At 66.3% G+C, this 25,612-nt stretch carries 21 protein-coding genes; 13 read left to right on the top strand and 8 right to left on the bottom strand.

All coding sequences use genetic code 11. The features are described from left to right. Positions 1-91: 91 nt before the first annotated feature. Positions 92-2,395, bottom strand: coding sequence for an isocitrate lyase ICL2 (gene aceA / locus SLQ31_RS16560; protein ID WP_319434475.1), 2,304 nt, complete (start codon positions 2,393-2,395; stop codon positions 92-94). Between the two features lie 473 nt (positions 2,396-2,868). On the opposite strand from aceA, the gene SLQ31_RS16555 reads away from it, so the two are divergent. Beyond that, positions 2,869-4,071, top strand: a complete 1,203-nt coding sequence (locus tag SLQ31_RS16555; protein ID WP_319434473.1) for an MCE family protein — start codon at positions 2,869-2,871, stop codon at positions 4,069-4,071. A gap of 22 nt (positions 4,072-4,093) precedes the next feature. Continuing rightward, positions 4,094-4,291 (top strand): ferredoxin, encoded by a 198-nt coding sequence (locus tag SLQ31_RS16550; RefSeq protein ID WP_319434471.1) that lies wholly within the window; start codon positions 4,094-4,096, stop codon positions 4,289-4,291. Between the two features lie 30 nt (positions 4,292-4,321). Here the strand turns inward: SLQ31_RS16550 and SLQ31_RS16545 are convergent, their stop codons facing one another. The 7 genes from SLQ31_RS16545 to SLQ31_RS16515 form a co-directional block, all read right to left on the bottom strand. After that, positions 4,322-4,897, bottom strand: a complete 576-nt coding sequence (locus SLQ31_RS16545) for a peptidoglycan endopeptidase (RefSeq protein ID WP_319434469.1) — start codon at positions 4,895-4,897, stop codon at positions 4,322-4,324. A gap of 365 nt (positions 4,898-5,262) precedes the next feature. Continuing rightward, entirely contained in the window at positions 5,263-6,174 is a 912-nt protein-coding gene (locus SLQ31_RS16540; RefSeq protein ID WP_319434467.1) for an enoyl-CoA hydratase, read from the bottom strand. Positions 6,175-6,203: 29 nt separating this feature from the next. Continuing rightward, positions 6,204-7,685 carry an AMP-binding protein gene (locus SLQ31_RS16535; protein ID WP_319434465.1) on the bottom strand — a complete coding sequence of 494 codons (1,482 nt, stop codon included), beginning with the start codon at positions 7,683-7,685 and terminating at the stop codon, positions 6,204-6,206. Continuing rightward, on the bottom strand, positions 7,670-8,452 hold the full coding sequence (locus SLQ31_RS16530) for an SDR family oxidoreductase (protein WP_319434463.1): 783 nt from the start codon (positions 8,450-8,452) through the stop codon (positions 7,670-7,672). Before SLQ31_RS16530 ends, SLQ31_RS16535 begins: the two co-directional genes overlap by 16 nt. Beyond that, complete coding sequence (locus SLQ31_RS16525) at positions 8,445-10,013, bottom strand: AMP-binding protein (RefSeq protein WP_319434461.1); 1,569 nt, start codon at positions 10,011-10,013, stop codon at positions 8,445-8,447. Before SLQ31_RS16525 ends, SLQ31_RS16530 begins: the two co-directional genes overlap by 8 nt. A gap of 5 nt (positions 10,014-10,018) precedes the next feature. Beyond that, entirely contained in the window at positions 10,019-10,759 is a 741-nt protein-coding gene (locus SLQ31_RS16520; protein WP_319434459.1) for a GntR family transcriptional regulator, read from the bottom strand. Position 10,760: 1 nt separating this feature from the next. Next, positions 10,761-12,353, bottom strand: a complete 1,593-nt coding sequence (locus SLQ31_RS16515) for an SMP-30/gluconolactonase/LRE family protein (RefSeq protein WP_319434457.1) — start codon at positions 12,351-12,353, stop codon at positions 10,761-10,763. Between the two features lie 157 nt (positions 12,354-12,510). Between SLQ31_RS16515 and SLQ31_RS16510 the strand changes: the two genes are divergently transcribed. The 11 genes from SLQ31_RS16510 to SLQ31_RS16460 are packed head-to-tail and all read left to right on the top strand — an operon-like array spanning position 12,511 to position 25,606. Continuing rightward, positions 12,511-13,356, top strand: coding sequence for an SDR family oxidoreductase (locus SLQ31_RS16510; RefSeq protein WP_319434455.1), 846 nt, complete (start codon positions 12,511-12,513; stop codon positions 13,354-13,356). A 12-nt stretch (positions 13,357-13,368) separates the two neighbouring features. Then, the gene (locus tag SLQ31_RS16505; protein ID WP_319434453.1) at positions 13,369-14,739 is read left to right on the top strand and encodes an aromatic ring-hydroxylating dioxygenase subunit alpha; all 1,371 of its coding nucleotides are present in this window, start codon (positions 13,369-13,371) and stop codon (positions 14,737-14,739) included. Then, positions 14,739-16,589, top strand: a complete 1,851-nt coding sequence (locus tag SLQ31_RS16500; protein ID WP_319434451.1) for an NAD(P)/FAD-dependent oxidoreductase — start codon at positions 14,739-14,741, stop codon at positions 16,587-16,589. Before SLQ31_RS16505 ends, SLQ31_RS16500 begins: the two co-directional genes overlap by 1 nt. Continuing rightward, a complete protein-coding gene (locus SLQ31_RS16495) occupies positions 16,590-17,525 on the top strand; it encodes an SDR family NAD(P)-dependent oxidoreductase (protein WP_319434448.1) in 936 nt (311 codons plus the stop codon). After that, positions 17,522-18,688: a CoA transferase gene (locus SLQ31_RS16490; RefSeq protein WP_319434446.1), complete on the top strand. Its 1,167-nt coding sequence runs from the start codon at positions 17,522-17,524 to the stop codon at positions 18,686-18,688. The genes SLQ31_RS16495 and SLQ31_RS16490 overlap by 4 nt, the downstream gene beginning before the upstream one ends. 54 nt (positions 18,689-18,742) lie before the next feature. Beyond that, the gene (locus SLQ31_RS16485; RefSeq protein WP_319434444.1) at positions 18,743-19,900 is read left to right on the top strand and encodes an acyl-CoA dehydrogenase family protein; all 1,158 of its coding nucleotides are present in this window, start codon (positions 18,743-18,745) and stop codon (positions 19,898-19,900) included. 5 nt (positions 19,901-19,905) lie between these two features. Next, positions 19,906-20,835 carry an acyl-CoA dehydrogenase family protein gene (locus SLQ31_RS16480; RefSeq protein WP_319434442.1) on the top strand — a complete coding sequence of 310 codons (930 nt, stop codon included), beginning with the start codon at positions 19,906-19,908 and terminating at the stop codon, positions 20,833-20,835. Next, a complete protein-coding gene (locus tag SLQ31_RS16475) occupies positions 20,832-21,752 on the top strand; it encodes a Gfo/Idh/MocA family oxidoreductase (RefSeq protein ID WP_319434440.1) in 921 nt (306 codons plus the stop codon). Before SLQ31_RS16480 ends, SLQ31_RS16475 begins: the two co-directional genes overlap by 4 nt. Further along, positions 21,749-22,918, top strand: a complete 1,170-nt coding sequence (locus SLQ31_RS16470) for an acyl-CoA dehydrogenase family protein (RefSeq protein WP_319434438.1) — start codon at positions 21,749-21,751, stop codon at positions 22,916-22,918. Before SLQ31_RS16475 ends, SLQ31_RS16470 begins: the two co-directional genes overlap by 4 nt. After that, positions 22,918-23,871, top strand: coding sequence for an acyl-CoA dehydrogenase family protein (locus SLQ31_RS16465; RefSeq protein ID WP_319434436.1), 954 nt, complete (start codon positions 22,918-22,920; stop codon positions 23,869-23,871). Before SLQ31_RS16470 ends, SLQ31_RS16465 begins: the two co-directional genes overlap by 1 nt. Positions 23,872-23,890: 19 nt before the next feature. Continuing rightward, on the top strand, positions 23,891-25,606 hold the full coding sequence (locus SLQ31_RS16460; protein ID WP_319434434.1) for a thiamine pyrophosphate-binding protein: 1,716 nt from the start codon (positions 23,891-23,893) through the stop codon (positions 25,604-25,606). Positions 25,607-25,612 lie beyond the last annotated feature (6 nt).

The following is a 25,612-nucleotide window of genomic DNA, read 5'->3' as shown; positions in this document are numbered from 1 at the left end:
TGTTGGGCTTTCAGTTCGCTGCGCCGAGCGTCGAGTTGTTGTCGGGCGACGGCCGATTTCCCAACAACAACTCGACGTTCGTCGTATCGAGCTAGTCCTCTTTGGCGATCAGCCGTTTGAGTGCGGCCTGGTCAGGCTCCAGCAGCTCGGCGATCCGGTCCTGGTTGACGTCGGCGACGATGATCTCGCCGACATCCTTGTGGACATTGCTGAAGATGCCATGCGCCTTCATCTTGTCGGCCTGGTAGATGTTGTCCTCGGTCGGCGTGACGTAATAGACGGCGTCAGCCTTGAACCGGTGCACCATCCACAGGTGGATCAGCGTCATCAGGCGCTTCTGGCGCAGCTTCTCGGCGAACGTGTTCTGGTCGCGCACCGTGAGAATGCTGCGGCCGTGCCGGTCCTTGATCGGGTCGACGAGCACATTGGCCAGTAGCTCTTCCTCGCCGCCGTCCTCCCTGGCGCCGTAGATGCCGAGCTCGAGGACCTCGCCGCCGGCGCGGCGTGGCCGCAGCTGGACCCGCAGCTTCTCGCCGAGCTGATAGTGCTCGCTCCATAGCGCCAGCCACTCTTCGAGCAGCTTCTTGGGCACCTCGGTCTGCACCAGATGCTGGTGCTGGGTGGAGCCCTTGCCCATCGATTTCGTGGTCGCGGTACGGCCCGAGGACGCCGCAAGCGCCGCATCACTGCGCGGACCGCCGACCAGGGTTTGCGGTGTGCGATAAGGGGACTCGACCAGTCGCATCTTGCGCTGCAGGCGGGCCAGTGCCAGCATGCCGTCCTGGCGCAGGGCGGTGGCGAACTCCTCTGCGGCGACACCGTCGATCTGGTGGCCGCCGTAGGTCATGAAGTTGAAGACGAAGCCCATCTTGGCCAGCTCTTCTGGGAAGGCGCGCATCTCCTCGTCGCTCATCCCGGTGGTATCCCAGTTGAACGAGGGGGAGAGGTTGTAGGCCAGCATCTTCTCCGGATACACGGCGTGGACCGCTTCGGCGAACTCGCGGGCGTCGGCCAGGTCGGCGGTCTTGGTCTCCATCCAGAGCAGATCCGCAAAGGGCGCTGCCGCAAGGGATTTCGCAATCGCGTATGGGATTCCGCCGCGCACCTGGTAGTAGCCCTCGGGGGTCTTGGCGCGCTCGGGGTCCCACGGCGCATCCACGCCCAACTCGCGGGCCTTTTCGCGGGCGGCGTACAGCGACGCCGTCTTGGCGAACGCGAGCCAATCGGCGGCGCTCATCTCGTGCGGTTCGCCTTCGCCCTCGCGGAACTTCAGCAGCTCGGCCACCGCGTCGCCATACGTGTCGAGCCCGGCGTCGTCCTGCCAGGCGTCGATGAACGTCGACTCGACCTTGTCGAACAGGGCGTCAAGCGAACGTTCCTGGCCGTCCGCCCAGGCGGCGGCCTGCGCGGCGATCAGATCGAAGATGCCTTGACGCTGTAGCCACGCGTCGGCCACCGCGTATTCGCCGTCGGGCAGTGCATAGAGCAGATGTCCGTTGAGCTCGGTGACGCCGGCCTCGTAGAACCGCCGCACCATGGCCAGGAAGCAGGACTTGTATGGCGGGACCTTGAGATTGGTGGCGCCGAGCACGAACGGCTGATCGCGCTCGTCGGCCCGGCTGTCGATGAGGTTGGCCGCCTCGGCATCGGTGCGGGCGACGATGATGCCCGGCACATTCATGATGTCGAGCTGGAAACGAGCGGTGTTGAGGCGCTTGAGCTGTTCGTCGGACGGCACCAGCACCTTGCCGCCCTGATGGCCGCACTTCTTGGTGCCGGGGCGCTGATCCTCGATGTGATAGCCGGGCACACCGGCCTCCACGAACCGCCGAATCAGGTTGCGCACGTGCGGATCTCCGCCGTGACCGGTGTCGGCATCGGCGATGATGAACGGGCGGTAGTCGACAGCGGGTTGTGCTGCGCGTTGCTCAGGGGTCATCTGCAGGCGCAGGTACTGCTGGTTGCGGTCGGCGGTCAGCAATGCGCGCACCAGGCCGGCAGCCTCGTCGGGCACCTGACTCAACGGGTAGCTCGCGAGGTCGGGACCGGGGTCCTCGGTGGTCGAGCCCTTGGCTGACGTCGCCCAGCCGCCGAGATAGATGCCTTCGATACCCATCCGCTTCATGGTCACCGCCTGACCCGGCGAGTACGGGCCGAAGGTCGTGATGCTCTTCTTGACGGCGAACAGTTCGCGCAGGCGCTTGTGGAAGGCGGTGGCGGCCTCGCGAGCGACGGTCTGGTCCACCGGGATCGTGCCGCGCTGTTCGGCAACCTGCCGTGCGGTGTAGAGCCGAGTGATCCCCTCGAACCGCGGACTGTCGAAGTATCGCTGTACCTCGGTGACCTCACGGTCGAACGGTGACTGGGTCGTTGAGTCCGCTTCGATGGTGGACATGGATCTCACGCTCCTCGCTGAGCAGGTTCCCGCCGGCGACAGCCCCCGGGCGGCGACTTCGATTATCCCGACTCCGCCGCTGGCTGGAGTGGGTTTGGCGCACCCTGGCGGCCGGGGCAGTGCGAGCCGAGCACCCAGCAAATGTGGCGGACCCCCTCGCGGCGTCGTTTGGGCCGCTGGCGAAGTGGTTTGGATCTGATTCCGAAATGTGTTGTGCACCAACAGGGTCCACGATCTACCGCGCAGCCGTCCGGTTATTGACGGCAGCGAAAGCCTAAGGCCCCAACCGCCATTGCGGCGAATTGCACCGATGCCGTTCTCCTCGGATACAAAATCGGGTACATTCCTGTGGTCCACGTCACTGACCAACGGTCAGTGTGACGGGGGTCCTTTTCACTCGAGAGTCGGGGTCAAGGAGGCGATATGTCCGGCGGTTGGCCGGCCGATGACGACCCCGACAGCTGGGCGCTGCGATGAGCACGCGGCGCGACCGGCCCCCGCTCAAGGCCGCAGGCATTGCGTTCCTGGCCCTCATCATTGGCGTTGTCACGGTGATCTATCTGCAATTCCGCGGTGACCTGTCCCCGCGGGTGGCGCTGACGCTGATGTCCGGCCGGGCGGGCCTGGTGATGGATGCGGGATCGAAGGTCACGTACAACGGCGTGATCATCGGCCGCGTCGGCAAGGTGGCCTCGGCTGAGCGCGACGGAAAGATGATGGCGAAGGTGACGCTCGACGTCGACCCCCGCTATCTGGCAAGCATCCCGGCAAACGTGCACGCCGACATCAAGGCCAGCACGGTATTCGGAAATAAGTACGTAGCGCTGTCGACGCCGAAAAACCCGGCCACCAATCGGCTGACGAGTTCCGACGTCATCGATGCCTCCTCGGTCACCACCGAGTTCAATACGCTGTTCGAGACGGTCACCTCGATCGCCGAAAAGGTGGACCCGGTCAAGCTCAACCTCACGCTGTCGGCGACCGCCGAGGCACTGAATGGTCTGGGCACCAAGTTCGGGCAATCCCTGGTCAACGGCAACGCGGTGCTCGACGACGTCAATCCGCAAATGCCGCAGATCCGTCGCGACGTCCAGCGCTTGGCCGATCTGGCTGATGTCTACACCAAGGCCAGCCCGGACCTGTGGAACGCGCTCGACAACCTGGTCATCACCGCGCACTCGCTGAACGCCCAGCAGAAGGACATCGACGCCGCACTGCTGGCCTCCATCGGGTTCGGCAATACCGGTGCCGACATCTTCGAACGGGGCAGTCCCTATTTTGTGCGCGCAATGGCCGACCTGGTGACCAGTAGCCGTCTGCTCGACACGTACAGCCCGGAGCTCTTCTGCAGCATCCGCAATATCGCCGAGGTGTCACCGGCTGCGCTGGATGCCTTCGGCGGCAACGGATACTCGCTCACCACGATGACCGAGATCCTTGGCGCGCCCAATCCTTATGTCTATCCGGACAATCTGCCGCGAACCAATGGCAGGGGCGGGCCCGGCGGTGCACCAGGGTGCTGGCAGACCGTCGACAGGAATTTCTGGCCGGCGCCTTACCTGGTGGTCGACGACGGCGCCTCGCTGGCGCCGTACAACCACTTCGAACTCGGCCAGCCGCTGCTCACCGAATACGTGTGGGGCCGTCAGGTCGGCGAGAACACAATCAACCCCTGACGATCGCGGCTAGCCTGATCCGATGCGGGTCCGTCTCGAAAGGTCCAGATGCGTGGGCCATGCACAGTGCTATGGAGTCGACCCCGATCTGTTCCCGATCGACGACATGGGTTATTCGATCCTCGCCGACCATGACGTCGCGCCGGGGGACGAACAGCGCACCCGGGACGGCGTGGCCGCCTGCCCGGAGGGGGCATTGAGCCTCGATGCGGAAGCCTGAGTGCCGCAAGACTTCTGAAGCGTGGGGTTTTTAGGCGGGCTGGGGAACGGGATCGCCTGCCGGCGGTGCCATCTCGGCACCTGCGGGCACCATGTCACCGGCGGGAGGCGGGAGCGGCTGATCCGCGGGCGGTGGCGCGTCGAACGCGGCGTCGACGAACACGGGCGCATCCGGCGGGGGAGCATCCGGTGCCGGGGCGTCGGGCGGCGGCGCCAGCGGATCCTGCATGTCGTCGGCCGGCATTGGCAGGTACATGTGGTGGGTGAACTGCGGCTGATAGGCGCCACCGCCACCGACCCGCACACCGCCGCCCTCGCCACTGGAGACCGGGGTGCCGTCGGGCAGGGTGGCAGCGGTGTGTCCGCCGTTCCAGCCGATCACGAGCGAGTTCGGAGCGGTTCCATAGTGGAAGCCGCGGGCGAGGAGGGCGGCTTCCTCATTGCCGGTGTGGAACCGGCTGCCGAATACGGGCCTGTCGGTAGCCGCATTGGACACCCAGGAGACCAGCCCTGAGCAGTCGGTGCCAGCCGGACTGTCCCCACCGGGGATGTACGGCGTGCCTGACACCTGACTGATCAGACTCATCAAGGTCGCGATTGCAAACATGTGGCAAAAGCTAACAACTAATTTGCGCACATACCAAAGTCTGTGCTTTCCACCACTTTTCGTGAAATGGTGTGGCGCACCTAACAGTTTCAGTGAGAAATCAGAAGCTAATCGGATGCTGCGGCTTTGCGCGGTCTGTGAATTAAACGCTATACCAGCATCTTTCGGCAACTCGGCTTTATCAGCCGTTACACAGCTGCGAGTGGGCCGGCGAACTGCGCGAGCGCAGCCGTGATGCGTATGTAATGACTTGATCGATTCAGGTGAGGTGAAAACGGTGCTTTGCCGTGATCGCGATCTGGCGTGCAAATACGACGCCGGCCGCGCGGTTGAGACCGCACAGCCGGCGAAGAAAGAAGGTGAGCTCAGCCCTCGGCGCGGACCTGATCCTTGACCGCGGGCACGATCGGCGGAGCGGTTTTCCAGTTCGGCAGGCCGTCTTCCTCGAGGCCCACCGGCCAACCCTCCTCGTGCACCTGTGCCCAGTGCGAGTGGTTGAGCTGGTGCAGGGTGAAACAGGCATTGAGCGAGTTGTAGAAGCCCATGTTGTCGACGGTCTGGTTGACCGCCTCCTTGGCCAGCAGCGCCGCCATGGTCGGCACTTCGGCGATCCGGCGGGCGAATGCCAGCGTTTTGTCGGCGAGTTCGGCCTCCGGGAAAACCTTCGAGATCATGCCCAGCTGATAGGCCTCGTCGACCTCCATCGCGTCACCGGTGAGCATCAGCTCCTTGGTCTTGCGGGGGCCGAACTCCCACGGGTGGGCGAAGTACTCGACACCGCACATGCCCAGCCGGGTCCCCACCACGTCGGCGAATCGGGTGCCCTCGGCGGCGACGATCAGGTCACACGCCCACATCAGCATCAGCGCGGCGGCGTAGACGTCACCGTGCACCTGCGCGACGGTGATCTTGCGCAGGTCGCGCCAGCGGCGGGTGTTGGTGAAGAAGTGCTGCCATTCCTGCAGCATGAGTTTCTCCGCACCCTCGCGGGTGGCGCCATTCCCCTGGAAGCTCGGGTGCTGGTCCGGCCCCGGCGTGTACTCGGCGCGCGACACCGCGGATCCAAGGTCGTGGCCGGAGGAGAACATCGGGCCATGACCGCCCAGGATGACCACTCGGACCTTGTCGTCGGCTTCGGCGTGCAGGAACGCTTCGTTGAGTTCCACCAGCAGGCCGCGGTTCTGAGCGTTGCGCGCGTCGGGCCGGTTGAGCATGATGCGCGCGATGCGGCCGTCATCGAGCTCTTCATAGGTGAGGAAGCGGTAATCCTGGGACATAGCGGCATTCTATGCAGAGGAGAATGTCGTTACCCGAGCCGGGCGCGCAATTCCCGCTTGAGCACCTTGCCATAGCTGTTCTTGGGCAGCTCGTCGACGAAGACATATCGCTTGGGGCGCTTGAACCGGGCGATCCGATCCAGCAGGTGAGCGTCGAGAGCACCGTCGGCGGCCGAGCCCACGATGAATGCCACGACGGCCTCGCCCCACTCGGGATCCGGGGCGCCGACCACACATGCCTCGGTCACACCGGGGTGCTCCAGCAGCGCCTCTTCGACCTCCCGCGGGTAGATATTGCTGCCGCCGCTGATCACCACATCCTTGGAGCGATCCCGCAGCGTCAGGTACCCGTGCTGGTCATAGGAGCCCATGTCGCCGGTGTAGAGCCAGCCATCCTTCAGGGTGGCGCGGGTCGCGTCGGCGTTGTTCCAGTAACCGGACATCACCACATCGCCACAGCAGGCGATCTCGCCGATCTGGCCCGGCTCGACCGGCGCGCCGTCCTGGCCAAGCACCGCCACCTCGACCCCGGAGCGTGGATAGCCCACCGAGCCGAGGACCGCGTCGTCGTCCGACTCGTGATCGGCACGGCGTAGTCCGGTGATCGTCATCGGCGCTTCGCCCTGACCATAGATCTGGGCGAAAATCGGACCGAACGCCGCCATCGCCTTCTTGAGGCCGTCGACGTACATCGGGCCGCCTCCATAGACGATCGTGCGCAGCGCGGCCGGCGCGTTGCGTCCGGTACCGACGAGGCGCTGAATCATGGTGGGCGCCAGGAACGCTGACGATCCCGGATGCAGATCGCACAGGTCGAGGAACTCGTCGGGATCGAAGACTCCCGATGCGGGCACCACTTGGCGGGCACCGCGCAGGACATACGGGACGATGTAGAGCCCCGACCCGTGTGACATCGGGGCGGCGTGCAGCAGGCTGCAGTTCTCATCGGGAGAGTCGATGTCGGCCAGGTGTGACACTGCCATCGCGATGAGGTTGCGGTGCGACAGCATCGCGCCCTTCGAGCGGCCAGTCGTACCACTGGTGTAGAACAGCCAGGCCAGCGTGGCGGGGTCCGTCGAGGGAATCGCCGCGGGCGGCGGGCTGAAGAGCTGCTCGTAGTCCGGCCCACCGATCAGCTCGACGACGACGGGGGACTGCGGCGCCAGCTCGGCTGCGATCTTCGGTGAGGCGAATACGGTTGCGGCACCAGAATCTTCGAGGATCTGCACCATCTCGCGGGGATGCAGCTTGAAGTTGACCGGGACGACGACGCACTCGGCGGCCCACACCGCGTAGAACAACTCGACGATCTCGGCCCGGTTCTCGCTGGCGATCGCGATCCGCTGCCCCGGTGCGTACGTGCGGCGCAATGAGGCAGCCAGCCGCAATGCGCGCTCCCGCAACTCATCCCAGGTGTGGAGCTGCTGCTCACCGCGGTAGACCGCACCCCGGTCTCCGAATCGAGCGGCGGCCTGATCGAGGGTGGCGAACAGGTTCACCGCGCGACCCACTCCGAGGACAGCCCGAAGTCTGACAGGTATTTCGTGGAGCTCCAGCCGCCGTCGACGACGATGGTCTGCCCGTTGATGAAACTGCCTGCGGGGGAACACAGGAACGCCACCGTGCCGGCGATGTCCTCGACGCGCCCCAACCGGGTGTGTGGCGTCATCTCGGTCTGCATTTTCTTGAATCCCGGGTCTTCGAGGCGGTGCTCGACCATCGGGGTCACTGTCACCCCGGGGGCAACCGCGTTACTGCGGATCCCCTGTGCGCCGTACTGGCACGCGATGTGTGTGGTCAATGCGGTCAGGCCGCCTTTGGCGGCGGAGTAGGCGCCACCGCGAAGGCCGCCGACCACCGCGAAGGTCGAGGTGATGTTGATGATCGCCGATCCTGGCCGCATGTGCGGGATCACGTCGCGAGCCAGCCGGAACGGGGCACGAAGCATCACACCGAGGAAGTAATCCAGTGTCTCGTCGTCGGTTTCGTGCAACGGCTTGGGGCTGCCGAGCCCGGCGTTGTTGATCAGGAAGTCGATGTGGCCCCACCGGGAAACCGCCAGGTCGACAATGCGTTGTGGGGCATCGTCATCCGTGAGGTCGACGGCGAGGGTGGCGATCCGGTCGGGATCACCGATCGCGTCGGCTAGTCCGGTCAGGCGCTCGGTGTCGCGTCCGGTCCCGACGACGGCCATTCCCATCCCGGCGAGTTGTGTGGCGCAGGCGAATCCGATTCCGCTGCTCGCGCCGGTCACCACCGCTACCTGCATGTCACCCATCCGCCTCGACCAACCTTGCTCTGATCCGATGTTTGAGTATCTTGCCCGCGTCATTTTTGGGCAACGAGTCCCAGACGGCGACCTGTTCGGGCCATTTGAATTTTGCGACACCGGTGGCCTGCAGGAAGTCTCGCAGATCGGCGATGCCCGGCCCCGGCAGAGTGTCGGCGACCACCACCGCACACGCCCGCTCGCCGGTACGCGGATCAGGAATCCCGACTATCGCGATCTCGCGAATGTCGGGGTGGCCGAGCAGCACGTCCTCGACTTCCTTGGGCGCGATGTTCTCCCCGTTGCGGATCACGATGTCCTTGGCTCGCCCGGTGACGACGAGAAAATGGTCGTCCACCCAGTGGCCGAGGTCGCCGGTTCGGAAGTAGCCGTCCGCGTCGAACGCTTCGGCCTCATCCTCGGGATGCAGGTAGCCCAGCAGCATCTGCGGTCCGCGGGCACGGATTTCGCCGTCCCCGGCGATCACGACGTCGGCGATTCCGGGCCGACCGTCGGTGTCGGCGGCATGATCGAGGTCGCCGTCTGCGCCAACGGTGATGACGGGCACCTCCGTCGAGCCGTACACGCGGGTGACGACGGCGCTGTCGAAATAGCCGGCGGCGCTGCGGATCAGCGCCGGTGGCACCGAGGCGCCGCCGCAGATGAACACCTTCAGGTCCGGCAAGTGGGTGCCGGCCCGCTCGGCGGCGCCCAGCAGATGCTGCAGAAACGGTGTCGCGCCGGACATGTGCGTGCACCGCTCACCGACCATCAGCGCGACCGCGGCGTCGGGATCCCAGCGGTCCATCAGCACCGCGGTCGTGTCCAGCAGGATCGGGAATTCGAAGGCGTAGATCGACCCGCCGATGTGGGCGATGGGGGAGGGCACCAGATACACCGACCCAGGCTCGACCCGCCACTGCTCGCCGAGCTGGCGTATCAACGCATGGATCGAATTCTGGCTGTGGAGAACACCTTTCGGCCGTCCGGTGGTGCCAGAGGTGTAGAGGATCATCCGGACCGCGTCGGGGTCCAGTGTGGCGGGCAGCGCGGGCGCCTCAGCCTCGAGCGAGTCGAAGCGGACCTGTCCCGACTGTGGCTGACCACGCACCACGACGACCGTGGGCGGCGACGGCATCCCCGTCGTGACGCGCTGCAGCATCGCCGCATAGTCGTGGCCGCCGAATTCGGCGGGGATGAAGATCATTCGGACGTCGGCATCGGCGAGGATGAAGGCCAGCTCGTGATCGCGCAGCGATGGCAGGATCGGGTTGGCCACCATGCCGGCCACCGTTGCAGCGTGATAGACGATCGCCGCCTCGTGCCAGTTGGGCAGCATGAACGACACCACGCTGCCGGAAGCCATGCGGGCTGACATCGCGGCGGCCAGCTCGTTGGCCCGGGTGTGCAGCGTTTCGCAGTTCAGGCGCACCGAGCCGTCGACGAGGACCTCCCGGCGCGGGGTGTCTCGGGCGGCCGTGGCCAGGGCGTCGGCCAAGGTTTCCCGCACCCACAGCCCGCTTGCGTAGGACTGGGCGGCCAGCTCGGAATCCCGCTGTGCGGTACGCACGCCCGCTAGCCCTTGACTCGTCGCATCGTCATCGAGTGGCGGAACCGGGCGCCGGGGTGCGTGTTCACCGTCACCTGCGCGATCTCGCCGTCCGAGGTTGAGTACGTGCGCTGCATCTCGAGCGCGGGCGTGCCCGGCTCGACCTTGAGCGCATCCGCCAGCTCAACCCCGACCTGCACGGCCGAGATCTCCTGGCGCACCTCGACGATGCTGATTCCGAACAGATCCTCGATGAGGGGGAAGATCGGCCCGGTGTGGTTCTGCAGCATCCGGCCGACCGCGGCGAACGCGCGGTTGATGTAGTACTCCGTCCGGCAAACCGGTGCGTCAGCGCCCTCGGCGCGGCGGTATCCGCGCACCGCCAGCCACTGTTCGCCGACCTTGAGGCCGCTGCGCTGCGCCAGCTCGTCATCGACGGTGACCATCGCGGTCGACTCGATGGCGAACCGGGCACCGGTGGCAAAGGCCAGCAGGTCGTTGATCGACACGACGTCCTGGACGTAGGAGTGTGACGACGGCCGAGGCACCACCATTGTGCCCGCCCGCGGTCGCGACGACACCAGGTTGTCTTCGCGCAGGCGGCGCAGCGCTTCCCGAACGGTGTAACGGCTTACTGAAAACCGTTGGCACAGCTCGTGTTCGGTGGGCAGTTGGGAACCGACAGGGTAGATGCCGTCGACGATCTCCTTGCGTAGCGTGCGGGCCACCTGGATATAGCGGTGATCCCCGGACTCGGCGTGCGTCATCTCAGCCCGTCCGCTGGAAGGCCAGCACGCTGCCGTCCGAATCCGCCGAGACATACAAGGTGCCGTCGGGTCCGGCGGCGATCCCCGCGAACGGGCCCTGCGGCCCCGAGAACGGTGGCATACCGCGCAGCGGCTTGGGGGTGACCCCGGGCGGCGCGCCGACCGGAAGGCCTGCGGCGATGGTGGTGCGGACCCCGCTGGCGAGATCCACCTCGATCAGCGACTTGGTGTCCGTGTCGACGATATAAAGCAGGTCGCCGGAGACCAGAATGCCCTGGGGGCAACCCAATCCGTCGACCACGGGCTCATTGGTGGCGCCGTTGAGCCTGACGACCCTGCCGCGCTCGCTGACCAGCGGGTTGCCGTCGGGTCCGATCGCCACCCCGACGGGGGTGTCCAGGCCGGTCGCCAGCACCTCGGTGCGCCCGGCGTCCACCGACAGCAGCCGGCCGGTGCCTTGTTCGACCGCCACGATTCCCCGCGGGCCCAGCGCGACGCCGTAGAGCTGATCCAATCCGTCAGCGAGGAAATCACTTTCACCCTCGGCCGGGCGGAACCGCGCCACCTGACCACCCGAGGTCGTCACCACGAACTCGCCAGGGCCGGCCGCGGCAACACCGCGAATGAAGCCGGGGTAACCGGGGCTGAACAGCATGCCGAGGGTGCGCAGGGTGCCGTCGGTGCGCAGCTCGTAGAAATAGGTGCCGTCGGCGACGTACAGCTCGCCGTCGGGCCCGACCGTGAGATCCAGTGGCCAGTTCAGTCCGCCTGGCAGCGCCGCGCGGGTCTGCAGGCCGTCGAGGACCTCGGTGATCTCACCGGTGAAGTTCGAGACGAACAGCCGGTCATCGACGAAGGTCAGGTTATCCAGTCCCGGACTGAGATTGGCCAACACCGTCTGCTCGCCGGTGCGCGGATCGATCCGCAGTACCTGACCGCTGTGCACCTGGGTGGAGACCAGGAACCCCTTGGAGTCGAACTTGACGGCATCGGGCACGCCGAGACCCGTCGCCACCACATCGGGACTGCCACCGTCGGGACCGATGCGCCAGATCTCGTTGGCACCCATCACGGGGAAATAGAGCAGCCCGTCCGGCCCGACCTCCATGGCGTTGGGCGAGGGCACGTTCTCCAGCAGAATGCGGGTCTGGCCGTTCGCCGGATCCAGCTCCAGCAGCCGGCCGCCCTCGCGGCACTCGCCGATGAACAACCGGCCGCGGTGCACGGTGATGCCATTGGCGCAGGGCAGGTCGTCGCGCAGCACCCGGGTGGTTCCGTCGGAGGCCCGGACGCTGACCCGGCCGTCCATCACCTCGGTCGCGTAGAGGTTTCCGGCGTCATCGAACGCGACGTCGTCGGGGGCGATGATGTCGCCGCCTTTGGCGCTGATGGTGGCGACCGAGCCGGTGTCGATGTCCAGTGCGCTGATCTGGCTGCCGGTCACCTGGGCGATGTACACGCGGCCGTCGGGACCGGTGCGCAGGCCGTTGGCGCCGAAGAGCCGGCTTGGCCTTGTGCGGCGGTCAATCCGCCACCCGTCCGCCAGGACCGGGGGCTGGGCGAGGGTGAAGCGCCCATCCTGCTGCGATGTCATTGGCGTGACCGTACCAAGCCGACCTAGTCCAGACAATAGTCTCGACTTATCTTCATGGACCCCCTTGACGGTGCTATAACTGCTGCGGAATCATGTTCTCCAGTCAGCAGAGTCCAACTATTTGTCCGGACAATACTGCTGCAAACGAAAGTGGGTCATGGCGGATCTCCTGAGACTCGACGGCCGCATCGTGGTGGTGTCGGGCGCCGGAGGCGGCGGCATCGGAACGACCGTGACCGAGATGGTGGCCCGGGCCGGCGCCACCGTCGTCGCTGTCAGCCGCTCACAAGACAACCTCGACCAACACGTCGGGCCGCTGGTCGACGGCGGGCTGCCGATCGTGCCGGTCGCCGCGGACGCTGCCACCGATGCCGGGATCGCCACGGTCCTCGACGCGGTGCGCCGGGCCGAGGGGCGGCTGCACGGACTGGTCAACATCGCCGGCGGTGCGGCGCCCTCGACGTGGATGCCCGCCACTCGGGTCAGCCGCGCCGACTGGCGTGAGCTGTTCACCGCCAACCTCGAGACCATGTTTTTCATGAGCCAGGCGGTGGCCGCCGAGATCCGGTCGGCCGGCGGGCCGGGCTCGATCGTGTCGGTGTCGTCGATCAGCGGGATGAACACTGCGCCTTTCCACATCGCCTACGGCACCGCCAAGGCGGCGATCGTGGCGGCCACCCGAACCATGGCGCTGGAGCTGGCGCTGGACGATATCCGGGTCAACGCCGTCGCGCCCGGGGTCACCGAGACCGCGGCGTCGCACGCCTACGTCGACGCCGATGCCGATCGGGACAAAGCCGCGATCGCCATGGGGCGGCGCGGACGTCCCGAGGAGCAAGCCGGCGCGATCCTGTTCCTCTTGTCCGACCTGTCGAGCTACATCACCGGCCAAACCCTGCTCGTCGACGGGGGTTTGGATCTGCGGTGGAGCCACGTCGGCGCGGACAACACGTCGCTGTTTCTCAAAGACGGCGACTTCCGCAACGAAATCAGAAGACCCTGAAAGGAGTTGGCGATGGGCGATCTGGACAGTAGTGAAGAGCTGACCGAACCGGTGACCATCGGTGTGGAGGCGTACATCTCGCCGGAGTACGCCCGCGCCGAACGCGACAAGCTGTGGCGCAAGGTCTGGCAGCAGGTCGGCCGGGTCGAGGAACTGCCCGAGGTCGGCAGTTATCTGACCTACGACATCCTCGACGACTCGATCATCGTGGTGCGGACGGGCGCGGACACCTTTGCGGCTCACCACAACGTCTGCATGCACCGCGGCCGACGGCTCGTCGACACCCCGCCCGGCGCGAAACAGGCTGTCGGCCGGGCCCGTAAGTCATTCGTCTGTGGATTCCACGGCTGGTCCTACGATCTGGACGGTGCCTGCACGCACATCCGTGAGGAAGCCGACTGGAAGGGTGCGCTGAACCCGGCCAGCACCCGACTGCGATCGGTGAAGGTCGACACCTGGGGCGGCTGGCTGTGGATCAACATGGACCCCGACTGCGAACCGCTGGCCGACTACCTTTTCCCGGCGGCCAAGATCCTCGATCCGTTCGGGCTGGAGAACATGCGCTGCAAGTGGCGCAAATGGGTGCATTTCGACTGCAATTGGAAGGTCGCCCTCGAGGCGTTCAACGAGACCTACCACGTCTTCACCACGCATCCGGAATTCAACAAGTTCGGTGAATTCAAGGGCTGGGCCAAGGCACAGGGCCGGCATAGCAACATCGGCTATGACGCACCCGAGGAGATGGCCGAGACCAAGTCGAAGATCCGACTCGGCACCGGCGACCCGCGCATCTCGACCGCGGAGATGCAGGTGTACACGATGGAGGAGACCAACGCGACCACCACACAGACGCTGGTGAACGCCGCGCTGCGACTGGTGGACGAACTGCCTGAGGACACTCCGGCAGGCAAAGTGCTCGAGCACTGGCTTGCGTCGGCGCGCCGCGACGACGAGGCCCGTGGCGTGGTGTGGCCGACGATCCCCGCCGACATCCTCGGCCAGAGCGGAACCGCCTGGCAGCTGTTCCCGAACTTCCAGATCGGGCAGGGGCTGACCAGCGCGCTGTGCTACGGCGCGCGCCCCGACCCGGGCTATGACCCGGACAAGTGCATCTTCGAGGTGTCGGTGTTCGAGCTCTATCCCAAAGGGGCCGAGCCACAAGCAGACTGGGAGTACACCCCGGTCGGCGATCCACGGTGGCGCAGCGTGCTACCGCAGGACTTCTCCAATATGGCGGCGGTGCAGCAGGGGATGAAATCGTTTGCTTTCCCCGGCACGCAACCCAATCCGTATCGCGAGCGCAGCACCGTCAACCTGCACTACCAGCTGTCGAAGTACATGGGCACCGGGGCACCCCGCGCGCTCGCAAAGGAGAACGATTGATGACCGCGGACTGCGGCCCCACCCAGACACCCACCGATGTCGACATCGACGCGTTGCGGGAGAAGTACCGCGTCGAGCGGGAGAAGCGGCTGCGCCCAGAAGGATCCGCGCAGTACCTGGAGCTTGAGGGCGATTATGCGGACTTCTACGAGGTCGACCCCTACACGACGGTGACAGCGCGTGATCCGCTCGCCGAAGACGCCGACGTCGTAGTCCTCGGTGGTGGGTTCGCCGGGCTGCTGACCGGGGCGTACCTGAAAAAGGCAGGCGTCGAGGGTGTCCGGGTCATCGAGATGGCGGGCGACTTCGGCGGGGTGTGGTACTGGAACCGGTTCCCGGGGATTCAGTGCGACAACGACGCCTACTGCTACATCCCGCTGCTCGAAGAGCTCGGTTTCATGCCGTCGAAGAAGTTCGCCGACGGCGCCGAGATCTTCGCGCACTGCCGCAATATCGGGAAGCACTTCGGCCTGTACGACGGGGCGCTGTTCTCCACGCAGGTCCGCGAGCTGCGCTGGGACGATGAGCTCAACCGCTGGCGGATCAGCACCGATCGCGGTGACGACATCCGGGCCCGGTTCGTCGTGATGGCGCAAGGCTCGTACAACCGCCCGAAGCTGCCGAACATCCCCGGTATCAAGGCCTATCGCGATGCCGGCGGGCATGTGTTCCATTCCGCACGCTGGGATTACGACTACACCGGCGGTGACGCGGACGGCGGCCTGGCCAAGCTGGCCGACAAGCGGGTCGCGCTGGTCGGCACCGGGGCCACCGGGGTCCAGCTGGTGCCGCACCTCGGTCGAGATGCCAAGCAACTCTTCGTGTTCCAGCGCACACCGTCGTCGGTCGATGGGCGGGCCAATACGCCAACCGATCCGCAGTGGGCCGACTCACTGCAGCCCGGCTGGCAGGAGGAACGCAAGCGCAACTTCCACAACTGGTCGCCGTTCGTCGGCGTGGTGTTCGGCGAGCCGGACCTGGTCTGCGATTTCTGGACCGAACTCGGACGCAACCTCACCGCGCGCATCGCGGGCAGCGAGGATCCCGCATCGGTGGGCATCGAGCAGATCATGGCGTTCCGGGAAGAAGAAGACTACAAAATCATGGAGCGCCTGCGTCAGCGCATCGCAGGCCTGGTCGACGATCCCGACACCGCCGAGGCGCTCAAGCCGTACTACCGCTTCATGTGCAAGCGGCCGTGTTCCAGCGAGGAGTATCTGACCGCCTTCAACCGGTCCAACGTGACGCTGATCGACGTGGCCGAATCCCAAGGTGTGGAGCGGCTGACCGAGAAGGGGATCGTCGCCAACGGCGTTGAGTACGAGGTTGATTGCGTCATTTTTGCGAGCGGTTTCGAGATCTCCACGGAGATCAGCAGGCGCTACGCAATCGACACCATTGAGGGCCGCGACGGGTTGTCGCTCTTCGAATACTGGAAGGACAACTACCAGACGCTGCACGGCATGACCAGCCGCGGCTTCCCCAACCAGTTCTTCACCGGTTTCCTGCAGGGCGGTGTATCGGCCAACACCACCGCGATGTTCGAGCAGCAGGCCAAACACATCGCCTACATCATCGCCGAGGCGCAGAAGCGCGGTGCGATCACCGTCGAGCCGAGCCAGGAGGGCCAGGACGGCTGGATTGCGACCGTTCGCGAACTGTCGATCGACAATTCGGCGTTCGAACTGTCCTGCACGCCTGGCTATTACAACAACGAGGGCCGCGGCGGCGGGGAAGGCAACGGGTCGTTCCTCGGCGACTTCTATTCGCCCGGCTTCTACGCCTTCGAGGATCTGATCGCCGAATGGCGCGCCAAGGGCGATCTCGACGGCCTGGAGCTCGGGCACTAGATGACACGACCACGATTCGACACGACGCAGGCACGATTCGACGATCGCGTCGCCGTCGTCACCGGCGCCGGCAGGGGACTGGGCCGCGAGTACGCGCTGCTGCTCGCTCGGCTCGGAGCCAACGTCGTGGTCAACGACCCTGGCGGAGCGCTGAGCGGCGACGGTGACGACAGCGGGCCGGCCCAGCAGGTCGTCGACGAGATCATCGCGACGGGCGGGGAGGCGATCGCATCGACAGAGTCGGTGGCGACGCCGGCCGGCGGCCAGGCGATTGTCGCGGCCGCAACCGATCGGTACGGCCGCATCGACGTGTTGATCCACAATGCCGGGATCGTCCGGCACGCGCCGCTTGCCGAGATGACCGTCGAGGACTTCGACGCGGTGCTCGACGTCCATCTGCGCGGCGCGTTCCACGTTGTGCGAGCGGCGTTTCCGGTGATGTGCCAGGCCGGATACGGCCGGGTGGTCCTGACATCGTCGATCGGCGGGCTGTACGGCAACCACAAGGTGGCCAACTACGCCGCCGCCAAGGCCGGGGTCATCGGGCTGTCGAACGTCGTCGCACTGGAGGGTGCTGAGCACGGGGTGCGCTGCAACGTCATCGTTCCGGCAGCGGTGACCCGGATGGCCGAAGGCATCGACACGTCCGCTTATCCGCCGATGGGTGCCGATCTCGTCGCCCCGGTGGTCGGCTGGCTGGCCCACGAATCGTGTTCGGTCACCGGCGAGATCCTCACCGCCATCGCAGGCCGGGTCGCCCGGGTGGCCGTCGTGGAGTCCGCCGGCGTCTACCAGCCGGAGTGGACCGTCGACCAGGTGGGCGCCCGCATCGAGGAGATCCGCGATATCAGCGACCAGCGGGTCTTCCCGGTGGTACCCGACGGGCACAGTGCTCACATCGGGCACAGCTTCGGGATGGCAAGGGGCAGAGCATGAACAGCACCGGCCCGCTGACGGGAGTGCGGGTGATCGACCTCACCGCGATGGTGATGGGTCCGTACTGCACCCAGATCATGGCCGATATGGGTGCCGACGTCATCAAGATCGAGCCGCCCGCCGGCGACGACACCCGCTACGTGTCGGTCGGTCCGGCGCCGGGTATGAGCGGGGTATTCGTCAACGTCAACCGCGGCAAACGCAGTGTCGTGCTGGACCTTCGGTCTGATGAGGGTAGGGCCGCGCTGCGAGCGCTGATCGCCGGAGCCGACGTGTTCATCCACTCGATGCGCGCCAAGGCGATCACGAAACTCGGGTTCGGCTACGACGATGTCGCCGCCATCAAGCCGGAGATCGTCTACACCAACTGCTACGGCTACGGCCGGCGCGGGCCCGACCGCGACCGCCCCGCCTATGACGACACCATTCAGGCCGAGTGCGGCCTGCCTGCGGTGCAGGCCGAATTGACCGGTGAGGCAAACTATGTCGCGACCATCGTGGCGGACAAGGTCGCCGGGCTGACCGCGGTGTACGCGACGACGATGGCGTTGTTCCACCGTGAGCGCACCGGTGAGGGCCAGGAGGTCGAGGTCGCAATGTTCGAGACGATGGCCTCGTTCATGCTGGTCGAGCACGCCAACGGCGCCATGTTCGACCCGCCGCTGGGTCCGGCGATGTATCACCGGACCGTGGCACCCAACCGCAAGCCGTATCGGACCAAGGACGGCTACATCTCGGCGCTGATCTACAACGACAGACATTGGGCCAGCTTCATCAAAGCGGTTCAGCCCGCCTGGAACATCGAGCGCTACGCCACGCTCAAGGCCCGCGCCGCCGACATCGACACCGTGTACTCACTGGTCGCGCAGACCTTGACCGAACGGACCACCGAGGAGTGGCTGACGTTGTTCGTCGAACTGGAGATTCCGGCCGCACCGCTGAATACGCCGCAGGCATTGTTCGACAACGAACAGCTCAATGCCGTCGGGTTTTTCGAGACGGTGCCCACCGCGCAGGGCCCGGTCCGGATGCCGGGTGTGCCGACCTGGTTCTCCCGAACGCCGGGCCGGATCGCGGGGCCCGCCCCTGAACTCGGAGCCGACACCGCAAGTGTGCTGGCAGAGCTGGGGCTTGCCGAGGTGGAGAGCGTGGAGAGCGCATGAGGCCCGCCGGCGACCGATGCAGAGCGAGGCACGAGCGATGAGGAGGAGCGGCGTATGAGCCTAAGCTTCGACATGGGTGCCCCGGCAGCGGCGCTGCGCTCACAACTGCGGAACATGGTGAAACAGCATGTGCCCGACGACTTTCTCGGGGCGTTCACCGATGACCCCGCGGATCTGGCAGTCGCGCAACAGTTTTGCCGGACACTCGCCGAGCAGGAGTTGCTCTGCCTGGCGTGGCCGCAGGAGTTCGGCGGGCGCGGCGCCTCGGTGTGGGAACAGACCGTGGTTCGCGAGGAGATGTGGGCCCATCACGAGCCGCGCGGTGCCCAGTACATGGGCGTCAACTGGGTCGGGCCGATCATCATGCGGCACGGCACCGAAGAGCAGCAACGTAAGCATCTTCCGCCCATTGCACGTGGCGAAGTGATCTGGTGCCAGGGCTTCTCCGAACCGGAGGCAGGCAGCGACCTGGCCTCATTGCGCACCACGGCCCGCCGCGATGGTGACGGCTGGTTGGTGAGCGGTCAGAAGATCTGGACGTCCTACGCCACGATGGCGCAGTGGTGCTTCTTGCTGGCCCGGACCACGCGAGGCGAGAAGAAGCAACAGGGTCTGACGATCTTCCTGGTGCCGATGGACGATCCGGCCATCCAGGTCCGACCCATCCGCTGCATGATGGGCCCGCACCACCTCAACGAGGTGTTTTTCGACGAATTGCGGGTCACCGAGGCCGACGTGCTCGGCACGGTCGATGAGGGCTGGTCGATCGTGCAGGAGGTGACCTCGTTCGAGCGGGTCGGAATCGCCCGTTACGCACGGTGCGAACGCCTGCTCGCGGCGGCACCAACGGTGCTCGGCGACCGGTGGAACGAACTGCCCGCCGAACTGCGCGGTCGCTGGGTGCGGATGTTGACGCACTGCCGCCGTGCGCGTCTGATGGCCTATCGCATCGTGGAACTCCAGAGCACGGGGCGGGTCAAACCCGGCGACGCCGCCGCGTACCGGATCGCGGTCACCAAGCTGGATCAGGACAGCGCAGAGGTCTTGATGGACATCGCCGCCGCGGTGTCACACGACGACGCGCGGGCGGGATGGTTCCTCGACGAGGTCGACGACCACTGGAAGTACTCGCAGGCCTCGACCGTGTCTTCCGGCAGCATCGAGATGCAGCGCATCCTGCTGTCCCGCTCACTCCTCGCGGCCGCGAAATGACAGGGATGGTGCTGGACCTCAGCGAGGATGCCAAAGAGTTTGGGCATCAGGCACTTCGGGCCTTCGAGGCGGCAGCCGGTGACCAGCTGGTGCAGCAGGCCGAGGCCAAGCCCGACAGCCGGGAGTCGCTCGTCGGCCCGATCCTCGCCGGACTCGGCGCATGGGAACTCGACCCGCGCACCGACGCAGACGGACTGGAAGCCGCCGCTGCTCTGTGCCGCAGCGCAGGCTACTGGGCGCTGCCCTACCCGGTGGCCGAGCGTCTGGCCGCACCCACTGACCTCGACGTCGACGGCCTGGTGGTCGTGGCAGACACCCGGCCATCGGCCGCGCTGGCCGGACTCGACTCCCGCTGGGCCGCTGTGACACTGGACGGTGCAAGGAGCAGGGTGACCGGCCACCCCGCGGAGGGGCCGGCATTCGTCACCGAGCTGCAACTGTCGGCGATCGACAAGAACGGCGCGGGAGACATCGCCCTTGCGCTGACACTGCAGTGCTGGACGCTGCTCGGCATGCTGGACCGGGCGATCGAGTTGACGATCGCGCACGTCAGCCTGCGCAAGCAGTTCGGTAAGACACTGTCGGACTTTCAGAGCGTGCAGTTCCAGCTCACCGACGCCGAGGTCGAGCGCAGCGGGTTGGACATCCTCGCCAAGTACACACTGTGGAGCGTCGGGAGCGGCGGCGCCGACGCCCAGAATGATGCGCTGAATGACGCACTGGCGTTGCGGATGTCGGCCATCGAGGCGGCCGAGGTCGTCTTCCGGGTGTGCCACCAGCTGCACGGTGCGGTCGGCTTCTGCGACGAAACGACTCTGTCTTGGCTCTCGCGTTATAGCCAGCCGTTGCGGCGTCTCCCGTTGGGCCTTTCCGCGACACGGGATCTGCTGACCCGACGCGTGGGCGGGGCTGGACTGAAAGGGCTGTTCGTATGAGGGTCGTCGTCATTGGCACCGGGTTCGGCAAGTACGCCGCCGCCCCCGCATATCAGGCGCTTGGTTTCGACGTCGAGGTGGTGAGCCCCCGCGACGATGCGGCAGTGAAAGGCGCACTGGCGTCCGACGTCGACCTGGTGTCGGTGCATTCGCCGCCGTTCATGCATCTCGATCACGTGATGGCGGCGATCGACAATGGGCATCCGGTGTTATGCGACAAGCCGTTCGGGCGAAACGCCGACGAGGCGGTTGCCATGCGGGATCGCGCCAACGAGGCAGGCATCCTGAATTTTCTGAACTTCGAGTTCCGTTTCAACGAGTCGTGGGCCAGGGCCAAGCAGCTGGCGGATTCCGGGGCGATCGGCACTCCTGCGCACCTCAGCTGGACCTTCTTCGGAAGCGGACTGCGCGGCCGCAAGTACGGCTGGATCAACGACCGCGAACTCGGGGGCGGCTGGATCGGCGCCTACGGATCGCACCTGATCGACTACACCCGGTGGCTGTTCACCAGCGAGGTCACCGCCTGCGGGGGAGTCACCCGGATCGAGGGATCGCCGCCCGAGGCGACCGCTGAGGACGCGTATTCGGCGTGGTTCGTGCTGGAAAACGGCTGCACGGCAGCCCATGACACCGGTTTCGCCGCGGCCGTGCCGACGACCCCGCGGGCCACGCTCACGGGGAGCGCCGGCTCCATCGAGTTGACGGCCGACACGACGCTCGTCGTCCACCGGCCCGGTGAGGATCCGGAGACATTCGAATTTCCGCCCGCCCCGCGGCGGTCGCCGCCGCCTGCGTTGTCGTCATTTCTGGCTGAGGTGGCCGAGGCGCTGCGCACCGGAACTCAGATCACGCCGTCGTTCGACGACGGAGTAGCGGTCGCACGGACGATGGATCAATTGCGGGCCACGGCCTCATGACGGCGGCACTCGACGAGTTTCGCGAGCGTGTGCGCGCGTGGTGTGTGCAGCACATTCCGTCCGACTGGCGGCAAACCCAAACCGGAGCCACGGATGCGGAATTTGCGGCGTTCCAGAAGGGCTGGTTCGCCGAATTGCACGCCGCAGGCTTCGCCGTGCCGCACTGGCCGGCCGAGTGGGGCGGCGGCATGCCGGTAGATGAGCAGATCGTGCTGTATTCCGAACTGGCCGCCCATGACGCTCCGCGGCTGGTGCTGGCGTTTGTCGGCATCCATCACGCCGCATCCACCCTGTTGGTGGCGGGAACCGACGAACAACGGCGGCGCCATCTCCCCGCGATCCTCGACGGCGAGATCTGGGTCCAGGGGTTCTCCGAGCCCGAGGCCGGATCCGACCTGGCCAGCCTGCGCACCACCGCACGACGGGTGGGCGACACGTTCATCGTCGATGGGCAGAAGCTCTGGGCCAGTGGCGGATTGCACGCTGATTGGTGCCTGCTGCTGGCCCGCACCGATCCCGAGGCTCCAAAGCGGCACGGCATCTCGTACTTCCTGCTCGATATGGCCAGCCCGGGCGTCGATGTGCGACCGATCCGCAACGCCGTCGGCGAATCGCATTTCTGCGAGATCTTCCTCGACGGGGTGGAAATCCCGGCCGCCAATCTGATCGGCGCGGAGAATCAGGGCTGGCAGGTCGCGCAGGCCACGCTTGGTGCCGAGCGGGGAATGACCATGCTGGAACTGGCCGAGCGGCTGGGCAATGCGGGCTTCCGCTGGCTCGTGCAGGCCTGCCAGCCGATCGACGATGCGCTGGTCGCCGACCGGCTGGCGCAGTTCGAGATCGAGATCGCCGGCCTGCGTGGACTGTGCCGGGAGTTGGTGCAGCGCAGCGAGACCAGCTCGGTCGGCCCGGCCGATGCCTCGGTGGTCAAACTGTTCTACAGCGAATTGCTGCAGCGGATGACCGATTTCGGGACCGAGATCGGTGGCATGGCCGCGCACACCCAACTCACCAAACCGGCCTCGAGCGGCTGGGAGTCCGGATCGTGGCTGCTGGACTTCATCGGCTCCTGGGAGTGGACCATTCCGGGCGGCGCGAGCGAGATCCAACGCACCATCATCGCCGAACGTGGCCTCGGCCTGCCACGAGAGTCAGGCAGAGTCTGATGGCAGGAGAATTCGATGAATTCCATGCCGAGCTGCGCTCGGTGGCGGGTGACCTGCTCGCCAAGGACAGGTCGGTCGCATGGCCGATGCTCGCCGCCGCGGGGTGGGTCGGGCTCGAGGTGCCCGAGCAACTCGGCGGCGCCGGGGCGACCTTCGCCGAGGTGGCTGTCGTCTGCGAGGAGATCGGCCGCGCGGCGAGCGCCAACAGCTTTCTCGGCAGTGCCGTGCTTGCCGTCGGAGTGGTGAACGCCTTGCAGCCCAGCGCCACTCGGGACAGGTTGCTGACCGACATCGCCTCCGGCGCCACCCGGGTGGCCGTCGCCTTCGCGCCGTTCGAGTTCGTGCCCGACGCCGAGGGCGCCGACCGGATCCTGATGATCGACGGCGACACGGTGGTCGAGGCACATATGACGGTCACCCCACAGCCCGTGCTCGACGAGACGCGCAGGCTGGCCGCCGTGACCGCAGGCGGGGTGGCCGAAGTGCACCGCTTCGCCGGGGATCCGCACGCCCAGACCCGCCGCCTGCGTGACCGGGCGGCCGTCGCGGTGGCCTGCGACAGTCTCGGGGTTGCCGAGGCCATGCTCGCCGCGACAGTCGCCTACGTGAAGGTGCGCGAGCAGTTCGGTAGGCCTATCGGGTCATTCCAGGCCGTCAAGCATGCCTGCGCCGACATGCATGTGGCGATCGCGGTCTCGCGCCAACTGGTCAGTGCCGCAGTCGAAGCCGTCGCTGCCGATCGGCCCGAAACCAGTGTGGCCGCGGCGATGGCGAAGTCGTACACCTGCAGCGCTGCCGTCGACATCGTCGGCAAGGCCATGCAACTGCACGGTGGCATCGGCTACACGTGGGAGAGCGACATCCACGTCTACCTCAAGCGGGCCGCGCTGAATCGTTCGCTGTTCGGCTCGCCCGCCTCGTACCGCAAAGAACTTTCCCACCGTTATCTGTAAAGCAATCAAGGAGTTTCGCATGGGTGTACCCGTTTACAAGCGCATTCTCGACCTGTTCGAGGCCGAGGGTGTCAATACATTGTTCGGCATTCCTGACCCGAACTTTGTGCACATGTTCACCGAAGCCGACGCACGCGGCTGGTCGGTGGTGGCACCGCACCACGAGTTGAGCGCAGGGTTCATGGCCGAGGCGGCGTCGCGGATGACGGGCAAGCCGGGCCTGTGCATCGGCACACTCGGCCCGGGTATGGCCAACATCGCCGGCGCAATCCAGTGCGCACTCGTCGAGAACTCGCCGGTGATCTTCCTCGGCGGCCAGCGGGCCCGCGTCACTGAGCGCCGGGTGCGGCGTGGCCGCATTCAATTCGTCCAGCAGGAGCCGCTTTTCGCGGCATCGGTGAAGTACAGCAGCTCGATCGAGTACGCCGATCAGACCGACGAGATCATCCACGAGGCCATCCGCAAGGCGATGTCCGGCACCCCGGGTCCGACCTATGTCGAGTTCCCGTCCCACGTGATCCTCGAAGAACTCGACGTCGACGCGGCGCCCGCGCCGTCCAGCTACCGGCTGGTCAATCAGGGCGCCGGTAGCCGCGAGGTGGCCGAGGCCGTGCGGCTGATCCGCGAAGCCGAGCGCCCGGTGCTGCTGGTCGGCCACGGGGTGCACACCTCGCGCACTCAGCAGGAGGTCAAGGAGCTGGCCGAGCTGATGGCCTGCCCGGTGATCCAGACCTCCGGTGGCACGTCGTTCATCCCCGGCCTGCAGGACCGGACCTTCCCGTACCTGTTCTCGCCGGCCGCCAACGAGGCCGTCGAGCAATCCGACCTGTGCGTCGCACTGGGCACCGAACTCGGAGAGCCCATGCACTACGGCCGAACTCAGCATTGGGCGGCCAACAACGCGACCCGCAAATGGGTGTACGTCGAGCAGGACCCGACCGCCATCGGCGTCAACCGGCCGGTCGACGTGGCGCTGGTCGGCGATCTGCGCGGCGTGGTGCCGCAGCTGGTCGAGGCGCTTCGCGACACCCCGCGCGCTCCGTCGGCGAACCTCGACGCGCTGGTGAAGGCCGACGCCGCCGAGCTGGCGCGGGTGGCCGAGGAGGCACCGTCCGGACGCTCGCCGATCCACCCGGCGCGCTACGTCGTCGAAGCCACCAAGGCGTTCGACGAGTACACCGAGGACGGCATCATGGTGCGCGACGGCGGCGCGACCGTGATCTTCCAGTGGACGTACTCGCAGACCAAACCCCGCGACGTGATCTGGAATCAGAACTTCGGGCACCTGGGCACGGGGCTTCCGTACGCGGTGGGCGCGTCGGTCGCCGAGGGCGGCAAGCGCCCGGTCATGCTGCTCACCAGTGACTCGGCCTTCCTGTTCCACATCGCGGAACTGGAGACCGCGGCGCGGCTGAACCTGCCGCTGGTGTGCGTGGTGGGTGTGGACCACCAGTGGGGCCTCGAAGTGGGCGTCTACAAGCGCACATTCGAACAGCCGTCCCCGCAGCCCGGTGTGCACTGGAGCAAGGACGTCCGGATGGACAAGATCGCCGAGGGTTTCGGTTGCCACGGCGAGTATGTCGAGAAGGAAGACGAGATAGGCCCGGCGATCGCTCGCGCCTACGCCAGTGGCAAGGTCGGTGTCGTGCACGTGTGCATCGACCCGAAGGCCAACTCCGAGGAAATGCCAAAGTACGACCGATTCAGGACTTGGTACGCCGAAGGCACCCAATAACCCGCT

The organism is Mycobacterium sp. RTGN5 (assembly GCF_033804465.1).
Taxonomy (GTDB): domain Bacteria; phylum Actinomycetota; class Actinomycetes; order Mycobacteriales; family Mycobacteriaceae; genus Mycobacterium.
The sequence above is the reverse complement of the archived record's forward strand: the minus strand, read 5'-3'. Positions and strand labels throughout refer to the sequence as shown.

What these genes read in the sequence shown, in the direction of transcription:
- aceA (WP_319434475.1), bottom strand. Translation starts at nt 2,395, where the DNA reads ATGTCCACCATCGAAGCGGACTCAACGACCCAGTCACCGTTCGACCGT.
- SLQ31_RS16555 (WP_319434473.1), top strand. Translation starts at nt 2,869, where the DNA reads ATGAGCACGCGGCGCGACCGGCCCCCGCTCAAGGCCGCAGGCATTGCG.
- SLQ31_RS16550 (WP_319434471.1), top strand. Translation starts at nt 4,094, where the DNA reads ATGCGGGTCCGTCTCGAAAGGTCCAGATGCGTGGGCCATGCACAGTGC.
- SLQ31_RS16545 (WP_319434469.1), bottom strand. Translation starts at nt 4,897, where the DNA reads ATGTTTGCAATCGCGACCTTGATGAGTCTGATCAGTCAGGTGTCAGGC.
- SLQ31_RS16540 (WP_319434467.1), bottom strand. Translation starts at nt 6,174, where the DNA reads ATGTCCCAGGATTACCGCTTCCTCACCTATGAAGAGCTCGATGACGGC.
- SLQ31_RS16530 (WP_319434463.1), bottom strand. Translation starts at nt 8,452, where the DNA reads ATGGGTGACATGCAGGTAGCGGTGGTGACCGGCGCGAGCAGCGGAATC.
- SLQ31_RS16520 (WP_319434459.1), bottom strand. Translation starts at nt 10,759, where the DNA reads ATGACGCACGCCGAGTCCGGGGATCACCGCTATATCCAGGTGGCCCGC.
- SLQ31_RS16515 (WP_319434457.1), bottom strand. Translation starts at nt 12,353, where the DNA reads ATGACATCGCAGCAGGATGGGCGCTTCACCCTCGCCCAGCCCCCGGTC.
- SLQ31_RS16510 (WP_319434455.1), top strand. Translation starts at nt 12,511, where the DNA reads ATGGCGGATCTCCTGAGACTCGACGGCCGCATCGTGGTGGTGTCGGGC.
- SLQ31_RS16505 (WP_319434453.1), top strand. Translation starts at nt 13,369, where the DNA reads ATGGGCGATCTGGACAGTAGTGAAGAGCTGACCGAACCGGTGACCATC.
- SLQ31_RS16500 (WP_319434451.1), top strand. Translation starts at nt 14,739, where the DNA reads ATGACCGCGGACTGCGGCCCCACCCAGACACCCACCGATGTCGACATC.
- SLQ31_RS16495 (WP_319434448.1), top strand. Translation starts at nt 16,590, where the DNA reads ATGACACGACCACGATTCGACACGACGCAGGCACGATTCGACGATCGC.
- SLQ31_RS16490 (WP_319434446.1), top strand. Translation starts at nt 17,522, where the DNA reads ATGAACAGCACCGGCCCGCTGACGGGAGTGCGGGTGATCGACCTCACC.
- SLQ31_RS16485 (WP_319434444.1), top strand. Translation starts at nt 18,743, where the DNA reads ATGAGCCTAAGCTTCGACATGGGTGCCCCGGCAGCGGCGCTGCGCTCA.
- SLQ31_RS16480 (WP_319434442.1), top strand. Translation starts at nt 19,906, where the DNA reads ATGGTGCTGGACCTCAGCGAGGATGCCAAAGAGTTTGGGCATCAGGCA.
- SLQ31_RS16475 (WP_319434440.1), top strand. Translation starts at nt 20,832, where the DNA reads ATGAGGGTCGTCGTCATTGGCACCGGGTTCGGCAAGTACGCCGCCGCC.
- SLQ31_RS16470 (WP_319434438.1), top strand. Translation starts at nt 21,749, where the DNA reads ATGACGGCGGCACTCGACGAGTTTCGCGAGCGTGTGCGCGCGTGGTGT.
- SLQ31_RS16465 (WP_319434436.1), top strand. Translation starts at nt 22,918, where the DNA reads ATGGCAGGAGAATTCGATGAATTCCATGCCGAGCTGCGCTCGGTGGCG.
- SLQ31_RS16460 (WP_319434434.1), top strand. Translation starts at nt 23,891, where the DNA reads ATGGGTGTACCCGTTTACAAGCGCATTCTCGACCTGTTCGAGGCCGAG.